This window comes from Streptomyces antibioticus (genome assembly GCF_002019855.1).
GTDB classification, from domain to species: Bacteria; Actinomycetota; Actinomycetes; order Streptomycetales; family Streptomycetaceae; genus Streptomyces; species Streptomyces antibioticus_B.
This window is the reverse complement of sequence record NZ_CM007717.1, coordinates 1,048,828-1,069,215: the sequence shown is the minus strand read 5'-3', so window position 1 is coordinate 1,069,215 and position 20,388 is coordinate 1,048,828. Positions and strand designations below refer to the sequence as shown.

Annotated in this window: 17 protein-coding genes; 6 read left to right on the top strand and 11 right to left on the bottom strand. The window is 70.2% G+C overall.

Translation table 11 applies throughout. The annotated features are described in order from the left end of the window. Positions 1 to 33 precede the first annotated feature (33 nt). The 6 genes from AFM16_RS04745 to AFM16_RS04720 are packed head-to-tail and all read right to left on the bottom strand — an operon-like array spanning position 34 to position 6,773. Positions 34 to 1,098, bottom strand: coding sequence for a glycosyltransferase family protein (locus AFM16_RS04745; RefSeq protein ID WP_053626865.1), 1,065 nt, complete (start codon positions 1,096 to 1,098; stop codon positions 34 to 36). Continuing rightward, the gene (locus tag AFM16_RS04740) at positions 1,083 to 2,810 is read right to left on the bottom strand and encodes a carbamoyltransferase family protein (RefSeq protein ID WP_053626866.1); all 1,728 of its coding nucleotides are present in this window, start codon (positions 2,808 to 2,810) and stop codon (positions 1,083 to 1,085) included. The genes AFM16_RS04745 and AFM16_RS04740 overlap by 16 nt, the downstream gene beginning before the upstream one ends. After that, positions 2,810 to 3,766, bottom strand: coding sequence for a thymidylate synthase (locus AFM16_RS04735; protein WP_053626867.1), 957 nt, complete (start codon positions 3,764 to 3,766; stop codon positions 2,810 to 2,812). Before AFM16_RS04735 ends, AFM16_RS04740 begins: the two co-directional genes overlap by 1 nt. Then, positions 3,763 to 5,607 carry a CDP-glycerol glycerophosphotransferase family protein gene (locus tag AFM16_RS04730; protein ID WP_053626868.1) on the bottom strand — a complete coding sequence of 615 codons (1,845 nt, stop codon included), beginning with the start codon at positions 5,605 to 5,607 and terminating at the stop codon, positions 3,763 to 3,765. The genes AFM16_RS04735 and AFM16_RS04730 overlap by 4 nt, the downstream gene beginning before the upstream one ends. Next, positions 5,604 to 6,260, bottom strand: a complete 657-nt coding sequence (locus AFM16_RS04725; protein ID WP_053626869.1) for an HAD family hydrolase — start codon at positions 6,258 to 6,260, stop codon at positions 5,604 to 5,606. The genes AFM16_RS04730 and AFM16_RS04725 overlap by 4 nt, the downstream gene beginning before the upstream one ends. Positions 6,261 to 6,284: 24 nt before the next feature. Further along, positions 6,285 to 6,773, bottom strand: coding sequence for an ATP-binding protein (locus AFM16_RS04720; protein ID WP_053626870.1), 489 nt, complete (start codon positions 6,771 to 6,773; stop codon positions 6,285 to 6,287). A gap of 342 nt (positions 6,774 to 7,115) precedes the next feature. Between AFM16_RS04720 and AFM16_RS04715 the strand changes: the two genes are divergently transcribed. The 5 genes from AFM16_RS04715 to AFM16_RS04695 all read left to right on the top strand — a co-directional run bounded on the left by AFM16_RS04715 (position 7,116) and on the right by AFM16_RS04695 (position 11,822). Continuing rightward, on the top strand, positions 7,116 to 8,504 hold the full coding sequence (locus AFM16_RS04715) for an NsdA family TPR-like regulatory protein (protein ID WP_078632553.1): 1,389 nt from the start codon (positions 7,116 to 7,118) through the stop codon (positions 8,502 to 8,504). 75 nt (positions 8,505 to 8,579) lie between these two features. Continuing rightward, positions 8,580 to 9,065, top strand: coding sequence for a TrmO family methyltransferase domain-containing protein (locus tag AFM16_RS04710; protein ID WP_053626872.1), 486 nt, complete (start codon positions 8,580 to 8,582; stop codon positions 9,063 to 9,065). A 471-nt stretch (positions 9,066 to 9,536) separates the two neighbouring features. Then, positions 9,537 to 9,917 (top strand): STAS domain-containing protein, encoded by a 381-nt coding sequence (locus tag AFM16_RS04705; protein WP_143648313.1) that lies wholly within the window; start codon positions 9,537 to 9,539, stop codon positions 9,915 to 9,917. A gap of 322 nt (positions 9,918 to 10,239) precedes the next feature. Beyond that, positions 10,240 to 10,437, top strand: a complete 198-nt coding sequence (locus tag AFM16_RS04700; RefSeq protein WP_078632552.1) for a helix-turn-helix transcriptional regulator — start codon at positions 10,240 to 10,242, stop codon at positions 10,435 to 10,437. Beyond that, the gene (locus tag AFM16_RS04695; RefSeq protein ID WP_053626874.1) at positions 10,428 to 11,822 is read left to right on the top strand and encodes a tyrosine-type recombinase/integrase; all 1,395 of its coding nucleotides are present in this window, start codon (positions 10,428 to 10,430) and stop codon (positions 11,820 to 11,822) included. The genes AFM16_RS04700 and AFM16_RS04695 overlap by 10 nt, the downstream gene beginning before the upstream one ends. A 160-nt stretch (positions 11,823 to 11,982) precedes the next feature. On the opposite strand, the gene exaC is transcribed toward AFM16_RS04695, so the two are convergent. The 5 genes from exaC to xylB all read right to left on the bottom strand — a co-directional run bounded on the left by exaC (position 11,983) and on the right by xylB (position 18,573). Next, positions 11,983 to 13,506 carry an acetaldehyde dehydrogenase ExaC gene (exaC, locus tag AFM16_RS04690; RefSeq protein WP_030786690.1) on the bottom strand — a complete coding sequence of 508 codons (1,524 nt, stop codon included), beginning with the start codon at positions 13,504 to 13,506 and terminating at the stop codon, positions 11,983 to 11,985. A gap of 162 nt (positions 13,507 to 13,668) precedes the next feature. Beyond that, complete coding sequence (locus tag AFM16_RS04685) at positions 13,669 to 14,919, bottom strand: GAF domain-containing protein (RefSeq protein WP_078632551.1); 1,251 nt, start codon at positions 14,917 to 14,919, stop codon at positions 13,669 to 13,671. A gap of 121 nt (positions 14,920 to 15,040) precedes the next feature. Beyond that, a complete protein-coding gene (locus AFM16_RS04680; RefSeq protein WP_078632550.1) occupies positions 15,041 to 15,664 on the bottom strand; it encodes an N-acetylmuramoyl-L-alanine amidase in 624 nt (207 codons plus the stop codon). 117 nt (positions 15,665 to 15,781) lie between these two features. After that, positions 15,782 to 16,990, bottom strand: a complete 1,209-nt coding sequence (locus AFM16_RS04675) for an ROK family transcriptional regulator (RefSeq protein ID WP_030786700.1) — start codon at positions 16,988 to 16,990, stop codon at positions 15,782 to 15,784. A gap of 137 nt (positions 16,991 to 17,127) precedes the next feature. Further along, a complete protein-coding gene (gene xylB, locus AFM16_RS04670) occupies positions 17,128 to 18,573 on the bottom strand; it encodes a xylulokinase (RefSeq protein ID WP_078632549.1) in 1,446 nt (481 codons plus the stop codon). A 141-nt stretch (positions 18,574 to 18,714) separates the two neighbouring features. Between xylB and xylA the strand changes: the two genes are divergently transcribed. Beyond that, the gene (xylA, locus tag AFM16_RS04665) at positions 18,715 to 19,881 is read left to right on the top strand and encodes a xylose isomerase (RefSeq protein ID WP_078632548.1); all 1,167 of its coding nucleotides are present in this window, start codon (positions 18,715 to 18,717) and stop codon (positions 19,879 to 19,881) included. Positions 19,882 to 20,388 lie beyond the last annotated feature (507 nt).

Here is a 20,388-nt window from a genome sequence, read left to right as displayed (position 1 = left end):
TTCCAGACGCCATGGCCTGGGAGGTCAGCTGCGTCATGCCGCTCCCCGTTCCGCCGAGACGGGGCCGGCGGTCATGGCCAGGACGGCTTCCAACACGTCGGCCTGCCGACTCAGGCGGAACAGGTTCAGGCGGTCCAGGCAAGCCGCGACCAGGTCCGCGTGCTGCTGGGTGCCGGCGATTCGCTGGAAGTGGTTCAGCCGCTCGATCACCTCGCTACCGGAACTGACGACCAGCTCCGCGGGCACGAAGCGGTCGGCGTGAAGGATGTCTGCAGGGGCGAGCGGGAGGCAGCCGGCGAGCACGGCCTCGAAGATCCGCTGCGTCATCTGCCCGACGGCGGCGTACCGCTCCGGCAGCATGAGCACCGTCGCCAGGGACCTGCCGTACACGGCGTGGACCGCCTCGAACGGGAGCCTGCCGAGGAAACGGACGTGGGGCCAGCGGCTGTTCTTGGTCCACTTGCCCCCGACCAGGTGGTCGAACCGGGCGGCGGCCGGCGCGAAGAAGCGGTCGAAGTGCTCGTCGCGGTCGTACTGGTTGCCGACGTACCCGAGGACGAGGTCCCGAGGCTTCTGGGCGAGGGCGACCGGATCCGCCGAGGCGAGGAGCTGGTCGTCGACCGGGAAGAGCAGGCGGTGGGCGCCCGGTGTCGGTTCGAGAGCGGCCTCGCACACGCTGGTCTGAGGGGCGCGCCGCAAGACGCTGTCCAGCGGGAGCTGGCGGTCCTTGTCCCAGATCACGGCGGGCGTCTTCTTGCGCACGGTGTACCGGTTGACCAGTTCGGCTTGGCGGTGCAGGTCGCAGGTGTGCCCCTCGGTGCCGCACGGGGTGGTGTTGCGCCCGTTGATCGCCCAGCGCCACTCCAGGAACAGGACATCGATGTCCGGGCTGCCGCCGTGGAATGTGTAGGCGTTCCCCAGGTCATCGCCGGCCTCGAGCAGGTCGCGGTTGGCCTGCAGGAAGACGATCTCGTGGCCGCGGGCGAGGAGAGCGTCGATCAGTGGGCGGCGGTGGCTGCGTCCCCCGTCCGGAGTGTCGGTGATCCCGTTGCCGAGGAAACCCCAGAAGCTGTATCCGATCTTCACTTGGTGATCCACCGGCCTTCCAGCAGCAGGGCATCCAGCCCGGAGTTGACCAGGCAGTCCAGCGCCATCTCCGGTGTCCCGCAGATCGGCTTCCCCTTGACGTTGAGCGAGGTGTTGATCAGCACGGGTACCCCGGTGCGGCGGGCGAAGGCGCTCAGCACGTCGTGCATGAACGGGTTCTGCGACCGGGCGACGGTCTGCAGCCGGGATGTTCCATTGGCGTGCACGATGGCCGGCACGCGTTCGCGCGCCTTGTCGGTCACGCCGGACGCCATCGACATGTACGGGGCCTCCTGACCGAGGGTGAAGAACTCCCCGGCACGTTCGGCCAGGACCATGGGGGCGAAGGGGCGGAACGGCTCCCGGAACTTCACGGTGGCGTTCAACCGCTCGACGACCCTGGGTTCCAGGGGGGAGGCGAGGATCGAACGGTTCCCCAGGGCGCGGGGGCCCGCCTCGACCTGGCCCTGGAAGAGGCCGACGATCATTCCATGGGCGAGCTGGTCGGCGAGGAACTCTGCAGTCTCGACGCCCAGCGTCTTCTGCTGGAGATCGGGCCACGGCGTGAGGTCGAGGGCCTGGTTCTGGAACGACGGTCCGAGGTAGCAGGCCCGGGCGACGCCGGACACGGGCCGCCGGCTGCGGCTGCCGGTGTGTACGGCGATGGCGGCTCCGATCGCGGTGCCGGCGTCGCCCGGGGCGGGCGGGACGAACACCTCGTCGAAGATGCCCTCCTCGATGATCCGGCCGATGCCCACGCAGTTCGTGGCGACTCCACCGCCGACACACAGACGGCGCGATCCGCTGATCATTCCCGCCCGGCGGGCCAGGTGCACCATCACCTGCTCGGTACGCTCCTGGAGGGCTGCGGCCAGATCCCGGTGGACGGTTTGAAGCGGCTCGCTCGGGTGACGCTCGGGGCACGTCTCGGTGATGAAACGTCGGGAGGTCCGCGGGTAGCCCGAGGTCAGTACGCGTGGCGGGAAGTATCCGGGGTCCACCACGAACCCCGTCGGCGTGGTGCGCACAGCCCGGGCGAACAGGTGCCGGAACCGCTCCGGGTCGCCAAGGGCGGCGAGTGCCATCACGGTGCCCTCCTCGTCACCGCGACGCCACCCGAGGTGCTCCGTGACCGCGCCGTACACGTAGCCCAGCGAGGCGGGGTCGTTGATCGCCTGCAGGGTGCGGACGGAGGGGCGGAGCGCGTCGTGCCCGCGGGCGATTGTCGTGGTCTGCCGCTCGCCAAGGCTGTCGACGACGAGCACGGCAGACTCGTTCCACCCAGAAGCGGCGAACGCCGCAAGCTGGTGGGCCCGGTGGTGCAGGACAGGGAGGACGCGGGCGGAGGGGAACCGCCGGCCGAGCGCGCGCGTGCGCAGTTGGGTTCGCAGTGCCACCTTGGCGAAGCCGCGAGCCCTCGGCAGCGCCCGGTCGCGCGTCGCCGGCGACAACGCCAGGCGAAGGGCCGTCGACGACTCGGCGAGGTAGTGGGCGGGCTGGAAGTTGTAGGCCACCGCGTCGATGTCCGCGGAGGTGAGCCCGGCCTCTCCCAGCAGCCAGTCGACAGCGTGGTGGGGATAGTCCTTGGTGTGCTTCTGCTGAGAGAGCCGCTCCTCCTCGACGAAGCCGATCAGCTCCCCGTCCACGAGTAGGGCGGCGGAGGAGTCGTGCGTGAAGGAGCACAGGCCGAGGATGACCGAGGGCGCGCGGTTCGTGGCCGCCATCACCGCGTCCCCGCCGACTCGAGCGTGGTGGAGGTGCGGGCACGGTGGTTCAGCTCGCCGTACCAGGCGGTCAGCGCCTCGCCCAGCGGGCCGTCGGTCTTGTCGGCGACCCGCCACGCCTGGTCACGGGAGCCCTCTTTCCACAGGCGGTAGCTGTGGAGTGTGGCTGCCATCGTGTCCCAGCCCGGGTGGCCGGTCACGTCCCGTGCCACGACCTGGTCGAGGAGGCTGTCGAAGCCCCGCCATGGAGTGGTGAGGTCCGGCATGATCGAGCTCGCGGTGACCGAGCTCAGCTGCTCGGCTTGGTCCAGGTGGTCGTCGTAGATGTGCAGCGATCCCACGTGGTGGTGGAACTCGCCCAGCTCAGCGTCGAGCCAGCCCGCGACCAGCTCGTGCAGCACGGTGTAGAAGAACAGGTCGTACGGCATGCCGATCCACACGTCCTGACCACGCATCGTGGTCGACATGTGCAGGCGGCCGGCACGCAGGTAGAAGCGAAAGCCCAGCGTGCAGGGCACGTCCTTGTGCCCGGCGGCGTCCTGGGCCGGGTCGTAGAGCTGGATCAGCGCCCGGCGGGAGTCGGGGTCCTCCGTCAGGATCTCGACGACGCGGCTCAGCTGATCCACTCTGCCCGACCAGTTCCGCATCCGCGGTCCGTACGCACCCCGCAGGACACCGTCGTCGGCGTACTGTCGCAGACGCGCGTTGTAGTCGAAGATCCACGGGGCGTCCGAGCCGGAGAGGTGCCAAACCGTCTCCGCCACGGCGAACGCGGGGTTGATGACGCGCACCGGCGGCGCGGACAGCAGGCGGGCCCGCGGCTGGGTCAGTCGCATATGGACGTCGAGGACCTCACGGGTCGCCATGCCGCGCGGGCTGACCCTCTCGCCGCTCTTGGCCAGGGCGACAGCGCCGACGAAGAGTTCGGCGACGCTGTCGGCGGTCAGGTGTGTCATCGGGCGGTTGCTCCTTCGCCTTGCGGCAGTTCGGACTCGGTGCCGCGGGCATCGTGGTGGGAGTGCGTGGAATGGCCGTCGTTGCGGCGGGTGATGAGGCGCGCGACCTGGGCGGCGCTGTCGCCGCGCCACCGGCACACCGTGTCCGTCGCGGCCGGGACTTCAGGCGGGCGCGTTGCGTACAAGGCGGCGAGGGCATCGGCGACGTCATTGGAGGTGCTGCACCGCCGTGCGAGGCCGTGTTCGGAGAGTCCGAGCGTGCGCTCGCCGGGTGATCCGATTTCGAGCACCGGAACGCCCACCAGGGCGGCTTCGATACCGCACGTCGAATAGGCGCTCGCCAGGGCATCGGCACCGGCGAGGCAGCCGCGAGCTCCGACCCGGGGATCGGCGACGGCGACGAGCGGCCGGCCGTCCCGTTCGAGTAGAGGGGCGAAGACGTCCACGTTCTGCGCAGGGTGCGGCGCGATGACGAGGCCCCAGCTGCCGCCGGCCTTCCACAGGCCGTCCAGGAGGAGATCCGCCTGCGCTTTGAGCCGGTCAGGTCCGAAGGGTTGGCAGGCCCACACGGCGATACGGCTAGGTCCTGGGCCAAGGGTGGGTGCCAGGAGCGTCTCCAGGTAACGCCGCTGGGCCTGGCTGTCGAGCTCGGCGAGCGCATCGAAGCGGGGCTGGCCCAGGACATGGACCTCGGCATCAGGGCGGCGGGCCCACGCCCTGGCGAGAGGGAGATCCCTTTCACCCATGACGACGATGTCCCGGCTGTGCAGCGCGGGCCATGCGACCGACTCGGCCGTCCAGGCCCCGTGCTGAACGTGCACGGTGTTCGCGCCATGGCGCTCTGCCGCATGGACAGCCAACGCACCAAGTGGGCTGGTGTCGTTGCTGACGAGGACGGTGTGCGGCCGGGTTGCGGCGAGTACGCCGTCCAGCCAAGTCTCCGCCTGGATCACGGAGCGCCACGAGGGCTGGGTGCACCCGCCGCTCGTCTCCAGTAGTACGGACACGAGACGGACCAGACGGGCCAGCTGCACCTCGTGCTCGTCGACCCGGACGACGCGCCCGTCGTCCCGCGCCCGCAGACCGGCCACAGCGCCGGAGAGGTCGAAGAGACCGGTCGGGGGCGAGCACAGGTTCACCCCCGCGACTCCCGAAGCCGGGCACCGCTCCGCCGGGTCGGTCGCCAGGTCCACCACGAGGCTCGGGGACCCCTCTCGGGCCAGTTCCCCCAGCACCGGCAGGAGAGTGTCGGCGTGACGGGAAGACCACGACAGGGCCACCACCTCGCTCCGCGGCAGCTCCGAGGGAGCCGGGCTCGGTGCCGCTACGGCTACTGGGCGGGGAGGGAGGTTACGTAACTGAGGGGAACGGCGGGGGTTGCGGGGGGCCGCGGCTCCGAGCAGGTAGGCGATGCCCGACCAGGTGACGGTGCACGCGCGGTACTCGCGGGAGCTGCTCGACCGCAGCCCGACGAGTCCTTCGTGCGGCGCGGGCCTCAGCGGACCGGGGGCCTTCACGAACGGCTCCCAGGCGCTGAGCGCGGCCAGCTTGCGGACGACCTGCGTGACCAGGCGCCGCGTTGGCACGTGCTGGACGTACGACCACGCCGCGCCACCCGGCGTCCTGGCGAAGTCAGCGCCGTACACTTCGAGGGACTCCATCACCTGGTCCACCCGTGCTCCAACTGATGTCGGTTCGACGGGCAAGGCATCCAGCTCGGACGTGGTGATCCGGTCGGCCTTCATGGTCGCGAGAGCGCCCTCGCCGACCAGTGCCCACAGGGGCTTGCCAGCTGACTCTGCCCGGGCGATGCCGAGGGCCGTGCGCTTGGACGGTGTCATGCCTGGCTCCCTTTGAGGAGCGGCCCGGTGTCCATGAGACGCAGCAGGTCCTCCGGGGATTCGGCCACGACGGGGGCCGGGCGGGCCGGGGCGCCGTAGCCCCAGGCCGCGTGCACGTACGGGACGCCGGCGCGGCGCGCGGCCTCCTGGTCGACCGCCATGTCGCCGATGTACAGCGCATCGGCCGGGTCGGCGCCGAGGTCGATGAGGGCGAGCAGGATCGGGTCCGGCGCGGGTTTGCCCCGGCCCACCCCGTTCGGAGTGCGCACCGTGGCGAACGGAACGCCGAGCTGGGCCAGGAGCGGGGCAGCGCGGTTCAACGGCTTCGAGGTGACGATCCCCAGCCGCCACTCGGCAGAGGCGAAGGCGTGCAGGACTTCCGCGACGCCGTCGAACTGTCGGGCGAGATGGGACGCGGCCGTCGACGCCTGGGAGTACGTCTGGTGAATCGCCTCGGTGTCTGTGAGGCCGAGCTGGTCCATGATGTCGGCGAAGGGCCGGCCCAGGTGACGCTCGTACATCTCGAATGGCACGTTGAGGCCGTGGTCCTTCTGGACCTGGTGCCAGGCGCTCTCCATGACGGGGCGGGTGTCGACGAGCACGCCGTCCAGGTCGAGTAGAAGCACGCGCAGGGGCGTGAGCCGAGATGGCATGAGGTGATCTCCAAGGGGAGGGGCTCAGGGGGTAACGGGGGGTTCCGCGCGCTTGATGAAGGCGATCACCCGCTTTCCGCTGCCGTCCTTCAGAGGGCAGGCCGTCCACACGTCGGCCATCGCCGACACGAGGCACAGACCGCGCCCGCTGATGGCGTAGAGCGAGGGAATGCGCGGCACCGGAGGCTGCGGGGACTTGTCCTCCACCTCGATCCCCACGACGCCTGCCTGCAGAGCGAGCGTCAGCGTGATCTCATCGACGGGCTCGCAGTCCGCACTAGCGGGCAGGACGCAGCTGGGGTCGGGAGTCCGGCCGTGCCGCTCGGCGTTGGTGGTGAGTTCGCTGACGATCAGTACCGCTTGGTCGAGGAGGTCTCCGGCACCCCACGCCGTCAGGGCGTTGCGGGTGAAGGACCGGGCCCTGCCCGGCGCCCTGTCGTTGGCCGCCAGCCTCAGGCTCGTCTGTTGCTCGGGGGCGTCAATTACGCTACCCAGGCTCGTGATTCCGTCCATGCTCGCCCTCTCGCAGCTCGTGCCTGAGTCCGTGGTGGGCTCGATCGGCCGTCTAGTCGGAGCACTTGAAGCGGCGGAGGTTCTGCAGCTGAAGTGCCGCCGCCGACGGGTGTTTCTCGCGCTGTGCGCCGGGCTTGAGGGATGCGGGCCGCCGCCACCCGGAACGGGTCGGAGGCCGTTATCAGGCGTCTGGCTGGTCTTCACCGGTCTCCTCCCGAGCGAGGGCAGTTGGTGGTTTCGTTGACCAAGAGCGAACCGTGAATCACACCGCGGCGGTATCTCCGGACGGCAACCGAGGCCGTCAAACCCGTCAAAGATCGTTTTCGTGAACCGAGGTAGACGATGGCGCGCGAGCGAAACGTGAAGCTGGCCGACGCGATCGCGGAAACCGGCTGGTCGCAGCCGAAGGTGGCGGCTGCCTTCGTGAGGGTCGCGGCTGAGGTCGGCGCGCAGGAATTGCTGGGAACGAGCCGCTCGCACGTCGCCATGTGGGTGGCAGGAACCCAGCCCTCCGGTAGAGCGCCCTCTATCTTGTGCGAGACGTTGTCGCGTCGGCTTCAACGCCCCGTCACCGCAGCCGAAATCGGGCTCTCCTTAACGGACATGGGTGCGGCCGCGGCATCCGAGTGGCACGTCGATACGCTGACTGCGCTGGTAGACCTTGGGAGAAGCGACGTGGACCTCGAACGCCGCCGGCTGCTGGTCGGTGCCGCCTACTCGGTGGGCGGCCTGACCCTGCCTGGACAGCAGTGGTGGGACGAGGCTCCTCAGCGGGCGGAGTCCCGGCAGGCCGCGACGAGCCGCCGGGTTGGGGCCGCAGAGGTCAGCGCCGTACGTGAGATGACGGAGTTCTTCTCTCGGCGAGACCAGCGACACGGCGGCATGGACGGCCGCACGGCTCTCTACCAGTACCTTGTCGATGACGTTGCCAGATACATCGGCGGGGTGTTCACCAGCGACGATACTCGCCGCGCACTTCTCGCCGCTGCCTCAGAGGCGGTGTACGTCGCCGGCTGGATGAGCTTCGATGCTTCCCACCACGAGGCCGGGCGGCGCTACTTCACCCTGGCTCTCAAGCTCGCGGCCGAAGCCGACGACGCTCCGCTCGCCGGCCATATCCTGCGGGCGATGGCTCACCAGGCAACGGACCTCGGCCACCCGCAGACTGCTGTCGACCTCGCCACGGCCTCCGTCGAACGCAAGCGGTATACGTTGGCGACACCCCGCGAGAGGGCACTGCTCGGTGTGGTGCAAGCACGCAGCCTTGCCGCCGATGGGCAGAAACGGGCGGCGATCGCAGCACTCCTGCGGGCCGAGGATGACCTTGCTGCGGCGGGCGCCGGTGACGAGGATCCGAGTCGGGTGTGGTTCTTCCAGCGGGCATCCCTGGCCCACGAGACCGCGCGCACCCTGTGGACGCTCGGCGATCTCGACGGAGCGCTCCGAGAGTTCAACAACAGCGTGCTGACGCGGAAGGCCGACACCTTCAGCCGTACCCATGCGGTCACGTTGGGCTACATGGGCACGCTGCAGGCCCGCAAGGGCAACGTCGAGGCCGCGTGCATGACGTGGGCACAGGCGCTGGACGCGATGGAAGGCGTGCAGTCGGGCCGAGTGCGTGAGGCCGCCGTGAACATGCGAAGGGTGCTGTCCCCCTTCCGTAACCGGGGAATCAGCGCGGCGGCGGAGATCGACGAGCGCGCCAAGGCCGTACTCGAACGAGTAGCCTGACGGCGCCATGGTGGTGAAGGCGGACGTCCAGTGGTCGACCGCCTTGCTGTGCCGCGAGCGGAGAAGGGGGAAGGCGTGTCCGCAAAGTCCATCGAGGTGCCGGTGATCGCCGACGTGGTCGGAGGCCACAAGGGGCGGCTTGACGACTTCAAGGGCGGTGTGGAGTCGATCATTCGCCTGCGCCCGGAGTACCCGGTGGAGACGCTGCAGGGGATCGAGGAGTTCTCCCACCTCCAGGTCACCTGGTTCTTCAACTTCGGCTCTCCCGACGATGTTGCTCTCCACGCCCGCAGTCCGCGCGACAATCCGGCGTGGCCGGCGACGGGCACCTTCGTGCACCACAACCACAGGCGCCCGGCCCGGCTTGCGACGTCGTTCCCGCGGCTGCTCCGCGTAGACGGGCGAGACCTGCACGTCACCGACCTCGACGCCGACGAGGGCACCCTGGTAGTGGACCTGGTGGCCGTGTTCGAGGAGTTCCTGCCGAGGGGCGCCGTCACGCAGCCCGCGTGGCCCGGGGAGATGCTGGAGGACTACTGGAAGGACGCCGCCGAACGCTGACCCGGTGCGCTGATGCCCGGCTCGCTCGGCGGGAGTTGACGCGGGCGCCCTGACGGCCGGAGGTCTCGTGCCGCAGAGCACCATCCAGCCGCCCTTCCAGGGTCTTGCCGTGTAGAAGGTGCGGCTCGACTTCGGTCTCTCGCCGACTCCGCCAGCGTGACTCCATCGTCAGTGCCGCCTGCACAGCGGTCGTTCTGCTCTTTCTCGGACCGCTGCGCAGGCGGCACCCCCGCTGGCTTCCTCGGCGCGAGCGTCGCCTACACCGTCGTCCGCCTGATCGAGCTGGGCCAGCTCCGCCGGCCTGCGGCATTCCGCTCTGCGGACTCCTCCGGGCCCTTGGCTGCGCCCCGGCGCCCTCATGTTCGGCGTCCTGGTCGCCGTGGCCCTCTCCGTCATCGACCTCCTCGCCAGGGTCGCCCGCCCGCACGACGCCTCCTGGGCGTGGATTCCGCCTTGGCCGACATACACGACGTGGACGACGACCCGACCGCCCGTACCATCACCGGCCTCCTCATCTACCACTACGACTTACTGCTGTTCTTCCCCGCCGCCGAGGACTTCCACCGCCGCGCCATGGCCGCCGTCGACGCCCAGACCGAGCCCATTCACTCGTTCGTCCTGAGATGGAGTCCAACGTCGAATTTGGGCCGCTGCCAATCTGATTTTCAGGAGTCATGGATTGGTCGTCGACGGGACCGCGTAGAAGGCAGTCGTGCGTCCGAGACCAGATCGCTCACGGCAGACGGTGACGGGCCCAACAGGACTGGAACATCTCGCAGGTGCATGTCAATCTACAACCTCCCCGATCATCCGGCGTTCCAGGGCGCTCTGCATTACGCCACCGCGTCGTAGTCCAAGGAGGGCAGCTGCTTGAGAATCCTGTTCGTGCGCTCAGAGGTCCGGGTGGCCGGCCTCGTAGTGAGCAGCGGGGGTACCCGATGGCTCGCTTATGCAGCCCGTCCGGGTGGCGCCATCGGTGGCGGCGCGGAATATAGCGGATGATCCCCGGTTTCCGAAACCGGGGATTGTGCGGACCATTGCCTCTGTTCGCAGTTGCTGCACTTGGCGGTGGGGCGAAGCGAACGCAGCTGTCCACCCGCCGTGGGGGTCGGAACGCAATGCGCTTTCCTGCCTTGCGATCGCGGCCACCTGATATGCAGAGATGAGAGGAAGTATGGCTCGCCCGCCTGCCTTGAAACTTGCGGAGGTCCTGGCGGAAATCCGCATGAGTCCGTCGGCGTTCTATCGGATGCGTGCTCGGGGGAACGCGCCCAGCATGATCAAACTGCCAAATGGTGAACTCAGGTGTCGTCGTTCCGATCTGGATGCCTGGTGGGAGGCTTGCGAGAAGGATTCTGACACTTGGCGCTGAGTTACAACGTTCGCTTCTGGGACATACGTGAGCGCCCGGATCGGCGTAAGCCATTCATGGTGCGGTGGACGGTCAGCGGGCTCGAAAAGTCAGAGTCGTTCATGACCTTCGGCCTTGCCGAGAGCCGGCGTTCAAAGCTGATGACGGCAGCCCGCGAAGGCGAGGCATTTGACGAAGAGTCGGGGCTGCCGGCGTCGGAGCTGCGAGCGCTACGGCAGAAGAGGACATGGTACGACCTCGCACATGAGTACCTCGAGCAGCGGTGGGCTCGGACGCCTGGGAACACGCGTCGAACCCTTGCGGACGCGTTTGCCACCGTCACCCCAGCCTTGGTCCGTCCGGGATCCGTCTATCCGGAGCCGCGGGTGCTGCGGAGGGCGCTGTACTCCTACGCGTTCAACAAGAAGGCGTGGGAGCAGGAGCCGCCCGAGGAGTGGAAGAAGGCGCTCGATTGGGTCAAGAGGAATTCCCTGCCCCTTGGTTCCCTGAATGAGGCCGTCGTCATGCGTCGAGCGCTGGACGCACTGTGCCTCAAGCTGGATGGGAAGCCTGCTGCAGCCAAGACCACGCGTCGCAAGCGGTCGGCGTTCAGTGAAGTGCTCAACATGGCTGTGGAGAACGGCTACTTCGTCGACAACCCGCTTGCTGGGATCAGGTGGAGTGCTCCGTCGGTCGAGGATGAGGTCGACCCGGCTTCTGTGCCCAACCCGCTCCAGGTCGCTCGTTTGCTCTCGGCGGTGGGGCAACAGCGGGGCCGTGGCCCTCATCTCGAGGCGTTCTTCGGCTGTATGTACTTCGCGGCCATGCGGCCGGCCGAGGTGATTCACCTTCGTCTCGAGCAGTGCCACTTGCCTGAGACAGGATGGGGTTTGCTCAACCTGACGGGTGGCGTCGTCACGGCGGGCAAGGACTGGACGGACGACGGTGAGGTCTACGAAGTCCACTCGCTCAAGCGCCGTGCCGCGACGGCGACCCGACCTGTACCCATTCCGCCGCAGTTCGTCCGCGTCCTGCGTGCCCACGTCGAGCGCTTCGGTGTTGCCCCGGATGGGCGGCTGTTCCAGAACCAGGCGGGCAACTATGTGGAGGCGGCGGCGTACGGGATCACGTGGTCGAGGGCGCGGGAGTACGTTCTGACCCGCACTGAGCTCGCGGCCGGTCTGGCGAAGCGGCCCTATGACCTCCGGCATGCCGGGATCTCGTTCTGGCTCCACTCGGGTGTCGACCCTGCTGAGTGTGCTCGGCGGGCCGGTCACAGCATCCATGTCCTGTTCAAGTACTACGCCAAGTTCCTCGATGGCGTTCAGGAGCAGGCCAACCGTCTCATCGAGCAGTCCATGGAGGAGTGGGACCGGGTCAGCAAGGGCGTGCCACCCACCCCGTGAGCCAAGTTTGGTCCGTGACTGGTCCGGAACAGCCGGTCTGGAGTGGGAGAGACGTGGGAGGAACTGGGAGGAACAGGAAATACTGATATCCGCGTCGAGCGGGTCGCGCCGACGGCGCCTGACGGGCAAAAGCCCAGGTCAGGCGCCGTTTCTCGTGCCCCTAGAAGAAGCCGAGCTTCTTCGGCGAGTAGGAGACGAGGAGATTCTTCGTCTGCTGGTAGTGCTCCAGCATCATCTTGTGCGTCTCGCGGCCGATTCCCGACTGCTTGTAGCCGCCGAAGGCGGCGTGCGCCGGGTACGCGTGGTAGCAGTTCGTCCAGACGCGGCCCGCCTGGATGGCACGGCCCGCCCGGTACGCCGTGTTGATGTCCCGCGTCCAGACGCCCGCCCCGAGACCGTAGAGCGTGTCGTTGGCGGTCTTGATGGCGTCGTCGAAGTCGTCGAACGACGCCACGGAGACCACCGGTCCGAAGATCTCCTCCTGGAAGACCCGCATGCTGTTGTCGCCCTCGAAGATGGTCGGCTGGACGTAGTACCCGCCCTTCAACTCACCGTCGTACTCCGCGCGTTCCCCGCCGGTGAGCACCTTGGCGCCCTCCTGCCGGCCGATGTCGATGTACGAGAGGATCTTGGAGAGCTGCTCGCCGGACGCCTGCGCGCCGATCATCGTGTCGGTGTCGAGCGGGTGACCGGGCTTGATCAACTCGGTGCGGGCGACGGCGGCCTGGAGGAAGTCGCCGTAGTTGCCGCGCTGGATCAGCCCGCGCGACGGACAGGTGCACACCTCGCCCTGGTTCAACGCGAACATCGTGAAGCCCTCAAGTGCCTTGTCGCGCAGGTCGTCGTCCTTCTCCCACACGTCGTCGAAGAAGATGTTCGGCGACTTGCCGCCGAGTTCCAGCGTGACGGGCTTCAGGTTCTCCGCCGCGTACTGCATGATCAACCGGCCCGTGGACGTCTCACCCGTGAACGCGACCTTCGCCACCCGCGGACTCGACGCGAGCGGTTTGCCCGCCTCCTCGCCGAACCCGTTGACGATGTTCACCACACCCGGCGGCAGCAGATCCGCGACCAGGCTCATCCAGTAGTGCAGCGAGACCGGGGTCTGTTCGGCCGGCTTGATGACCACCGCGTTGCCGGCCGCGAGCGCCGGAGCCAGCTTCCACGCGGCCATCAGGATCGGGAAGTTCCACGGGATGATCTGCGCCACCACGCCCAACGGCTCGTGGAAGTGGTACGCCACGGTGTCGTCGTCGACCTCGCTGAGCGCGCCCTCCTGCGCCCGGACCGCGCCCGCGAAGTAGCGGAAGTGGTCGATGGCCAGCGGGATGTCCGCCGCGAGCGTCTCCCGGACCGGCTTGCCGTTCTCCCAGGTCTCCGCGACGGCCAGCGGCTCCAGATACGCCTCCATCCGGTCGGCGATCTTCAGCAGGATGTCCGAACGCTCGGTCGCCGACGTGCGTCCCCAGCCCGGCGCGGCCGCGTGCGCCGCGTCGAGCGCCCGCTCCACGTCCTCCGCCGTACCGCGCGCCACCTCCGTGAACGGCTGCCCGTTCACCGGCGACGGGTTCTCGAAGTACTGACCCCGGGCGGGCGGTACGTACTCGCCCCCGATGAAGTGGTCGTACCGCGCCTGGTAGGAGACGATCGCGCCCTCGGTTCCGGGCGCCGCGTAACGGGTCATCCTGGTCAGCCTCCCTGAGCAGTGCCGCCCGCCGTTGGACAGCTCTGAGCGGGAGGGTAGGGAGGGAGAGGTTGCGAGGACGTTGCGCGCTACCGCCGATCGACGGGGGAGGGGCCCCACCCCCCCACCCTCCCCTCCCCGCCCTCCCCGCCCACTCACCCCTCACAGCGCAGCCAGTTCCGCCTCCAGCGCGGACAGCCGCGCCCGTACCGTCGGCGTAGGCCGTATCGCCGCCAGTGCCCTCCAGACGTTCAGGTCGTCCTCGCCCCATGGCGTGTGGGCCCAGTCCGCCAGGAGGTCGGGGTCGCCGTGGGCGATCAGTGCGGCGCGCAGGCCGTCGGAGAGGCGGCGGCCGAGGCGTACGACCGCCGGTGCCTGGGAGGCCGGCAGCAGCGGGCCCGCGTACGCCGACAGTGCCGCCGTCACCGCTCCGGCGCGCAGGCGTCGTTCCACGGCGTCGACGTCGGACTCCACCGGGAGCGCCAGCCGGTACGGGCGCGACAGGAGCAGGCCGGGGCCGAGGACCCCGCGCAGGCGGGCCAGTTCGGCGCGCAGAGTCACCGGTGTCACCGACTCGTCCTCGTACAGCGCGCAGAGCAGCTCGTCGCCGGTCAGCCCCTCCGGATGGCGGGCCAGCAACAGCAGGATCTCGCTGTGCCGGCGGCTGAGCCGGAGCTTGCGGCCGTGGGCCAGCAGCAGCGCCTCGTCGCGGCCCAGTACCGTCAACTCCGCCGCCCCCGTGGCCGGTCGGCCCGAGTCGAGCAGGGCGAGCTGGGATTCGGCGGCCCGTGCCACCGCCTGTATGAACCCCAGGCTGTGCGGATGCGCCAGCCCGTCGCCACCCGTGATGTCCACCGCCCCGAGCACCCGCCCGGTCCGTGGGTCGTGCACCGGGGCCGCCGCGCACGTCCACGGCTGCACCCGCCGTATGAAGTGCTCGGCCGCGAACACCTGAACCGGCCGGTCGACGGCGACCGCCGTGCCCGGGGCGTTCGTCCCGACCGCGCTCTCCGCCCAGCGCGCACCCGGTACGAAGTTCATGCGCCCCGCCTGGCGTCGGGTCGCCGGGTGGCCCTCGACCCACAGGAGTCTGCCGTGCGCGTCGCACACTGCGAGGAGATGCTCGCCGTCGGCGGCGAACGTGCCCATCAACTCACGGAACAGCGGCATGACTCGGGCCAGCGGATGTTCGGCACGGTAGGCGCCGAGGTCCCCGTCCGTGAGTTCCACGCTCGCGGTGCCGTCCGGACCCACGCCGGCCCGCGCCGAACGCCGCCAGGAATCGGCCACCACGGCACGCACCGGACGGGGCATGGTGCCCGCGACGGTGAACGTCTCGTGCGCTCTGCGCAGGATCCGTACCCGTTCGGCAGGGTCGGCCCCCGGTTCCAGGGCCACCCAGGGATCGTTCACATCGTCCTCCCTGGAGGAGCTACGGCTGGGGACATCGTCACTCCGGGTGTGCGGGCCGACAACCGTTTGGACGGAGGTCGTCGGAAGACGGAATCGAGGAGACGCGGAGACCCGGTGCGGGTCAGGCCGAGTCGACGAGCTTCAGATAGCGGGCCCAGTCCCAGCTCGGGCCCGGGTCGGTGTGATCGGTGCCGGGTACTTCGTGGTGGCCGATGATGTGCGCGCGGTCCTTGGGGATGCCGTACCGCTCGCACACGGAGGCCGTCAGACGCGCCGACCGCTCGTACAGGGCGTCGGTGAAGTAGGCGGGCCGGTCCACCCAGCCCTCGTGCTCGATGCCGACGCTGCGGGTGTTGTACTCCCAGTTCCCCGCGTGCCAGGCGATGTCGGACTCGCGCACGCACTGCGCCACTTGACCGTCGCCCGAGCGCACGACGTAGTGCGCGGACACTCTCTTCTTCGGGTTCCGGAAGATGTCCAGGGCCTGGGCGAAGGTCGTCTGCGTGACGTGGATGACGACCAGGTCGATCGCATGGTCTCCGGGCCGTTCCGAGACCGTGTAGTTGGCGTCGGCCGCGGGCTGCCACTGGGCCGCCCGGTAGTCGACGGGCTGGGCTGTCGCCCCGGCCCTCGCGTCGGGAAGCAGGGAGTACGGGACGGCGGTGAGGGCAGCGCCCTTCAGGATCCGCCGCCGGTCGAGTAGGGATCGGGTTCGTGTCGGGACGAGGCTGCGGTGCGTGTTCATGCGATCACGTTACGGCGCCTGTCGGCATGGCGGCGGGAGGCCGACGACTTCGGTGGACGACCACCTGATTGTGGACAACTCGCTCACTCGAACGGGTAATTCAGGTCCGAGCGGCTCTCATCCCCGCCCCGCCACCGCCGCCGGATCGTCCAGCACCGCCCGCACTACGGAGTGCGCCGCCCCCAGCAACGGCCCCTCGGGTCCCAGCCGGGACACGGACACCGGACGGGGCGGGCCCGCGGTACGCCGGGCCAACTCGCTCTCCAGCGACGGCAGAAGCCAGGGCGCCAGCCCGGACAGGGCGCCGCCGAGCACGACTTCCTCCGGGTCCAGCAGATTCAGCGCCCCGGTCAGCGCGATCCCGAAGGCCGTTCCCGCCTCGCGCAGGGCACGGCGTACGTTCGGGTCGCCGTCCGTCGCGAGCCCCGCCAGCAGGCCGACGCGGTCCCCGCCGGGCTCCAGACCGGCCGCCCGCAGCACCGCCTCCTCGCCGGCGTACTGCTCCAGGCAGCCGCGGCCGCCGCACACGCAGGGCGGTCCGTCCGGGTGGACCGGTACATGGCCGAGTTCCCCGGCGAAGCCCCGGGTGCCGCGCAGCAGGCTGCCGTCGACGACCAGCGCGGCACCGATGCCGATCTCGGCCGAGACGTGCAGGAAGTCGCGGGGGGTGTCCGGGCGGAGCCAGAGTTCGGCCAGGCCGCCGAAGTTGGCCTCGTTGTCCACCGTGAGGGGGAAGTCGTTGGGCAGCAGCGCACCGAGGTCGGTGTCGTGCCAGTCCAGGTTGGGTGCGCGGACGATGGTCCGCGCGTCGCGGGCGACCAGGCCGGGCACGGCCACGGCGAGCCCCGCCGGCCACAGCCCTTCGCGTTCCGCCTCGGCCACGACCTGGCGCACCATGCCGGTCAGCTCCTCGACCACCGGCTCGGGGGAGCGGCCCCGGTTGGTGCCGTGCCGCTCGATCCGGGCCCGGACCTCGCCGCGCAGGTCGATCACGCAGACCGCGAGATGGTCGACGCCGATCTCGGCACCGAGTCCGGCGGGGCCCCGCCCGCTGACGGCCAGCGCCGAGCCGGGCCGTCCCACCCGGCCGGGGCGCTCCGGGCCCAGTTCCTCCAACAGGCCGGTGCGTATCAGCTCGTCGACGAGGGTGGACACCGCCGCACGGGTCAGGCCGATGCGGGAGGCGACCGCCGCCCGGGACAGCGAACCCTCGGCGCTGACGGCGTGCATCACCCGGGCCAGGTTGCGGCGGCGCATGCCCTGCTGGGTGTCGGGCAGCGCGCGCCCGGGGCCGGTGGCGCGGGCCTCGTGCAGCGGTGCGGTCATGCCTCCGTCGATTCGTCGATTCATCGATCTGCCGGTTCTCAGGGAGTGCGGTTGCAGGCGGTGCCGTTCTCAAGAAGCCAAGAAGCCAAAGCGTCAAGAAGTCAAGGCGTCACGAAGTGCGGCAAGGACGGCGGTCCTCAGTGGCTGTGCGGCGCGCGCTCCAGCAGTGGCGCCGCGTCGGAGAGTACCCCGGAGATCCTCGCCAGCGTCGCCTCGTCCCGCTCCACGGCGTCCAGCACCGGGCCGCGCGTGGTGTTCCAGCGCCGGGCCACGGCGGCCGGGTCCTCGCCGGTGAGCAGGCCGGCGGCCTGCGCGGCGGCGCCCAGCGCGACCAGTTCCCTGGCCTCGGGGATCTGCACGGGCCGCCCGGACAGCCGTCGTACGGTCTGCTGCCAGGCCGTGCCGCGGGCGCCGCCGCCGATCAGCAGCAGGGGGGCCGAGCGGTCGGCGTCCGCGTCGAGGACCAGGTCGAGCGCGCCGAGCAGCGCGTGCACGGCACCGTCGTAGGCGGCCTGGAGGAACTGTCCCGCGGTGGTGTCGTGGCGCAGGCCGTGCAGCAGCCCCGAGGCGTTCGGCAGGTTCGGGGTGCGCTCGCCGTCCAGGTACGGCAGCAGGGTCAGCTCGGCGGTGGGCTCCACGGCCTCGCGGTCCAGGCCCAGCAGCGCCGCGACCCGGTCCACCGCGAGGGTGCAGTTCAGGGTGCAGGCCAGGGGCAGCCAGTCGCCGTGCGCGTCGGCGAAGCCGGCCACAGTGCCGGTCGGGTCCGCCGGACGCGTCCTGGCCACCGCGTACACCGTGCCCGAGGTGCCCAGGCTCAGCACCGGTGTGCCGGGGCGCAGCCCGAGGCCCAGGGCCGCCGCGGCGTTGTCGCCGGTGCCGGGGGCGACCAGGGTGCCCTTCGCGAACGGCAGGTCATGGCTGTCGCGGACGGTGCCCGCGACCTCGCCGGGACGCACCACGCGCGGCAGCAGCGCCGGGTCGAGGCCGACGTGGGCGAGGATCTCCTCGTCGTACGCCTCGGTCGCCGATGCCCACCAGCCGGTGCCGGAGGCGTCGCCCCGGTCGGTGGTGCCCTCGCCGGTGAGGCGTTCGGTCAGGTAGTCGTGGGGGAGCCGTACGGCCTTCGTGGCGCGCAGGGCCTCCGGCTCGTGCTCGGCCAGCCAGGCCCACTTCGTCACCGTGAAGGAGGCGGCCGGCACGGACCCCGTGCGCTCCGCCCAGAACTTCGCGCCGCCCAGCTCCTCGGTGAGCCGGCGCGCCTGAGGGGCCGAGCGCACGTCGTTCCAGAGCAGCGCCGGACGCACCGGCGCGCCGTGCCCGTCCAGCGTCACCAGACCGTGCTGCTGCCCGCCCACCGACACCGCGGCGGCCTCGCGCGCCGCGTCGCCGCACTGGCGCAGCGCCTCGCACAGGGCGTCCCACCACTGGCGCGGGTCGCTCTCCCGGCCGGCCCCGGAGGACACGGTGTGCGGCGCCTGGCCACTGGCGACGACCTCACCGGTGGACGCGTCGACGACCAGCGCCTTCGTGGATTGGGTGGACGAGTCCACGCCGACGACGAGCGGACCCTCGGCTGCTGACATCGGGCTCTCCCTCAAGATCTTTTCGCGTTTTTTCGACGGCTTCGCGGGATCTGTCTTCCCAGAACCGTGCTGGCATACTAATTTGTAAACGGCCATGACGAAATAGTCGGCAAGGCAGTCTTCACAGCAAGGAGCCGTGGCATGAGCTACCAGCCCACCCCCGATGACAGGTTCACCTTCGGCCTGTGGACCGTCGGCTGGCAGGGAAGGGACCCGTTCGGCGACGCCACGCGGCGTGCCCTCGATCCGGTCGAGACCGTGCAGCGCCTGGCCGAGCTCGGCGCCTACGGCGTCACCTTCCACGACGACGACCTCATCCCGTTCGGGTCCTCCGACAGCGAGCGCGAGGAGCACATCAAGCGCTTCCGCCAGGCCCTGGACACCGCCGGCATGACCGTCCCGATGGCCACCACCAACCTCTTCACGCACCCCGTCTTCAAGGACGGCGCGTTCACCGCGAACGACCGCGACGTGCGCCGCTACGCCCTGCGCAAGACGATCCGCAACATCGACCTGGCCGCCGAGCTGGGCGCCGAGACCTACGTCGCCTGGGGCGGCCGCGAGGGCGCGGAGTCCGGCGCCGCCAAGGACGTACGCGTGGCCCTCGACCGCATGAAGGAGGCGTTCGACCTCCTCGGCGAGTACGTCACCTCCCAGGGCTACGACCTGCGCTTCGCCATCGAGCCCAAGCCGAACGAGCCGCGCGGCGACATCCTGCTGCCCACCGTCGGCCACGCCCTCGCCTTCATCGAGCGCCTGGAGCGCCCCGAGCTGTACGGCGTGAACCCCGAGGTCGGCCACGAGCAGATGGCCGGGCTGAACTTCCCGCACGGCATCGCGCAGGCCCTGTGGGCGGGCAAGCTCTTCCACATCGACCTCAACGGCCAGTCCGGTATCAAGTACGACCAGGACCTGCGCTTCGGCGCCGGCGACCTGCGCTCCGCGTTCTGGCTGGTCGACCTGCTGGAGAGCGCCGGCTACGCGGGCCCGAAGCACTTCGACTTCAAGCCGCCGCGCACCGAGGACCTCGACGGCGTCTGGGCGTCCGCCGCGGGCTGCATGCGCAACTACCTGATCCTCAAGGAGCGCGCCGCCGCGTTCCGGGCCGACCCGGAGGTCCAGGAGGCCCTGCGCGCCGCCCGTCTCGACCAGCTCGCCCAGGCCACGGCCGCCGACGGTCTGGAGAGCCTGCTCGCCGACCGCGGCGCGTTCGAGGACTTCGACGTGGAGGCGGCCGCCGCGCGTGGCATGGCCTTCGAGCAGCTCGACCAGCTCGCCATGGACCACCTCCTCGGCGCCCGCGGCTGACCCGCGGCAACGCAATCTCACGCACGCGCGTGTGCGCGCTCCGAGCGGGCACCCACACGCGCGTGCCGCCGTCCACGGGGACGGGCAGCGGCTGGGCGCGGCGGGGTGCGAAGGGGTGCGCCTCCGCTCCGGCTACGCCGGAATCATGCGGTCCATGGCATGACCGCGTATCAACTTCCCTACGGGGGTCGCGGTCCGGGCCGTCGGCCAGGGACGCTGGACGGTATGGCCATGCCACCCGTACCGCCCCAGCCGCCCGGACCGCCGGGTGACACGCCGCCTCCGGGCGGCCACGGAACACCGCCCTACGGCTTCGGGCCTCCGGACCCCGGCTACGGGCCGACCGACCCTGGCTACGGGCCGACCGACCCTGGCTACGGGCCGACCGACCCTGGCTACGGGGCGGCCGATCCGGGCGCCGGGCCACCTGATCCGGGCCACGGCCCGACCGGTCCCGGCCACGGGTCGCCGGAATCGGGCTTCGGGCCGCCGACGCCTCCGGCCGGT

What these genes read in the sequence shown, in the direction of transcription:
- AFM16_RS04740 (WP_053626866.1), bottom strand. Translation starts at nt 2,810, where the DNA reads ATGGCGGCCACGAACCGCGCGCCCTCGGTCATCCTCGGCCTGTGCTCC.
- AFM16_RS04735 (WP_053626867.1), bottom strand. Translation starts at nt 3,766, where the DNA reads ATGACACACCTGACCGCCGACAGCGTCGCCGAACTCTTCGTCGGCGCT.
- AFM16_RS04730 (WP_053626868.1), bottom strand. Translation starts at nt 5,607, where the DNA reads ATGACACCGTCCAAGCGCACGGCCCTCGGCATCGCCCGGGCAGAGTCA.
- AFM16_RS04725 (WP_053626869.1), bottom strand. Translation starts at nt 6,260, where the DNA reads ATGCCATCTCGGCTCACGCCCCTGCGCGTGCTTCTACTCGACCTGGAC.
- AFM16_RS04720 (WP_053626870.1), bottom strand. Translation starts at nt 6,773, where the DNA reads ATGGACGGAATCACGAGCCTGGGTAGCGTAATTGACGCCCCCGAGCAA.
- AFM16_RS04715 (WP_078632553.1), top strand. Translation starts at nt 7,116, where the DNA reads ATGGCGCGCGAGCGAAACGTGAAGCTGGCCGACGCGATCGCGGAAACC.
- AFM16_RS04700 (WP_078632552.1), top strand. Translation starts at nt 10,240, where the DNA reads ATGGCTCGCCCGCCTGCCTTGAAACTTGCGGAGGTCCTGGCGGAAATC.
- exaC (WP_030786690.1), bottom strand. Translation starts at nt 13,506, where the DNA reads ATGACCCGTTACGCGGCGCCCGGAACCGAGGGCGCGATCGTCTCCTAC.
- AFM16_RS04680 (WP_078632550.1), bottom strand. Translation starts at nt 15,664, where the DNA reads ATGAACACGCACCGCAGCCTCGTCCCGACACGAACCCGATCCCTACTC.
- AFM16_RS04675 (WP_030786700.1), bottom strand. Translation starts at nt 16,990, where the DNA reads ATGACCGCACCGCTGCACGAGGCCCGCGCCACCGGCCCCGGGCGCGCG.
- xylB (WP_078632549.1), bottom strand. Translation starts at nt 18,573, where the DNA reads ATGTCAGCAGCCGAGGGTCCGCTCGTCGTCGGCGTGGACTCGTCCACC.
- xylA (WP_078632548.1), top strand. Translation starts at nt 18,715, where the DNA reads ATGAGCTACCAGCCCACCCCCGATGACAGGTTCACCTTCGGCCTGTGG.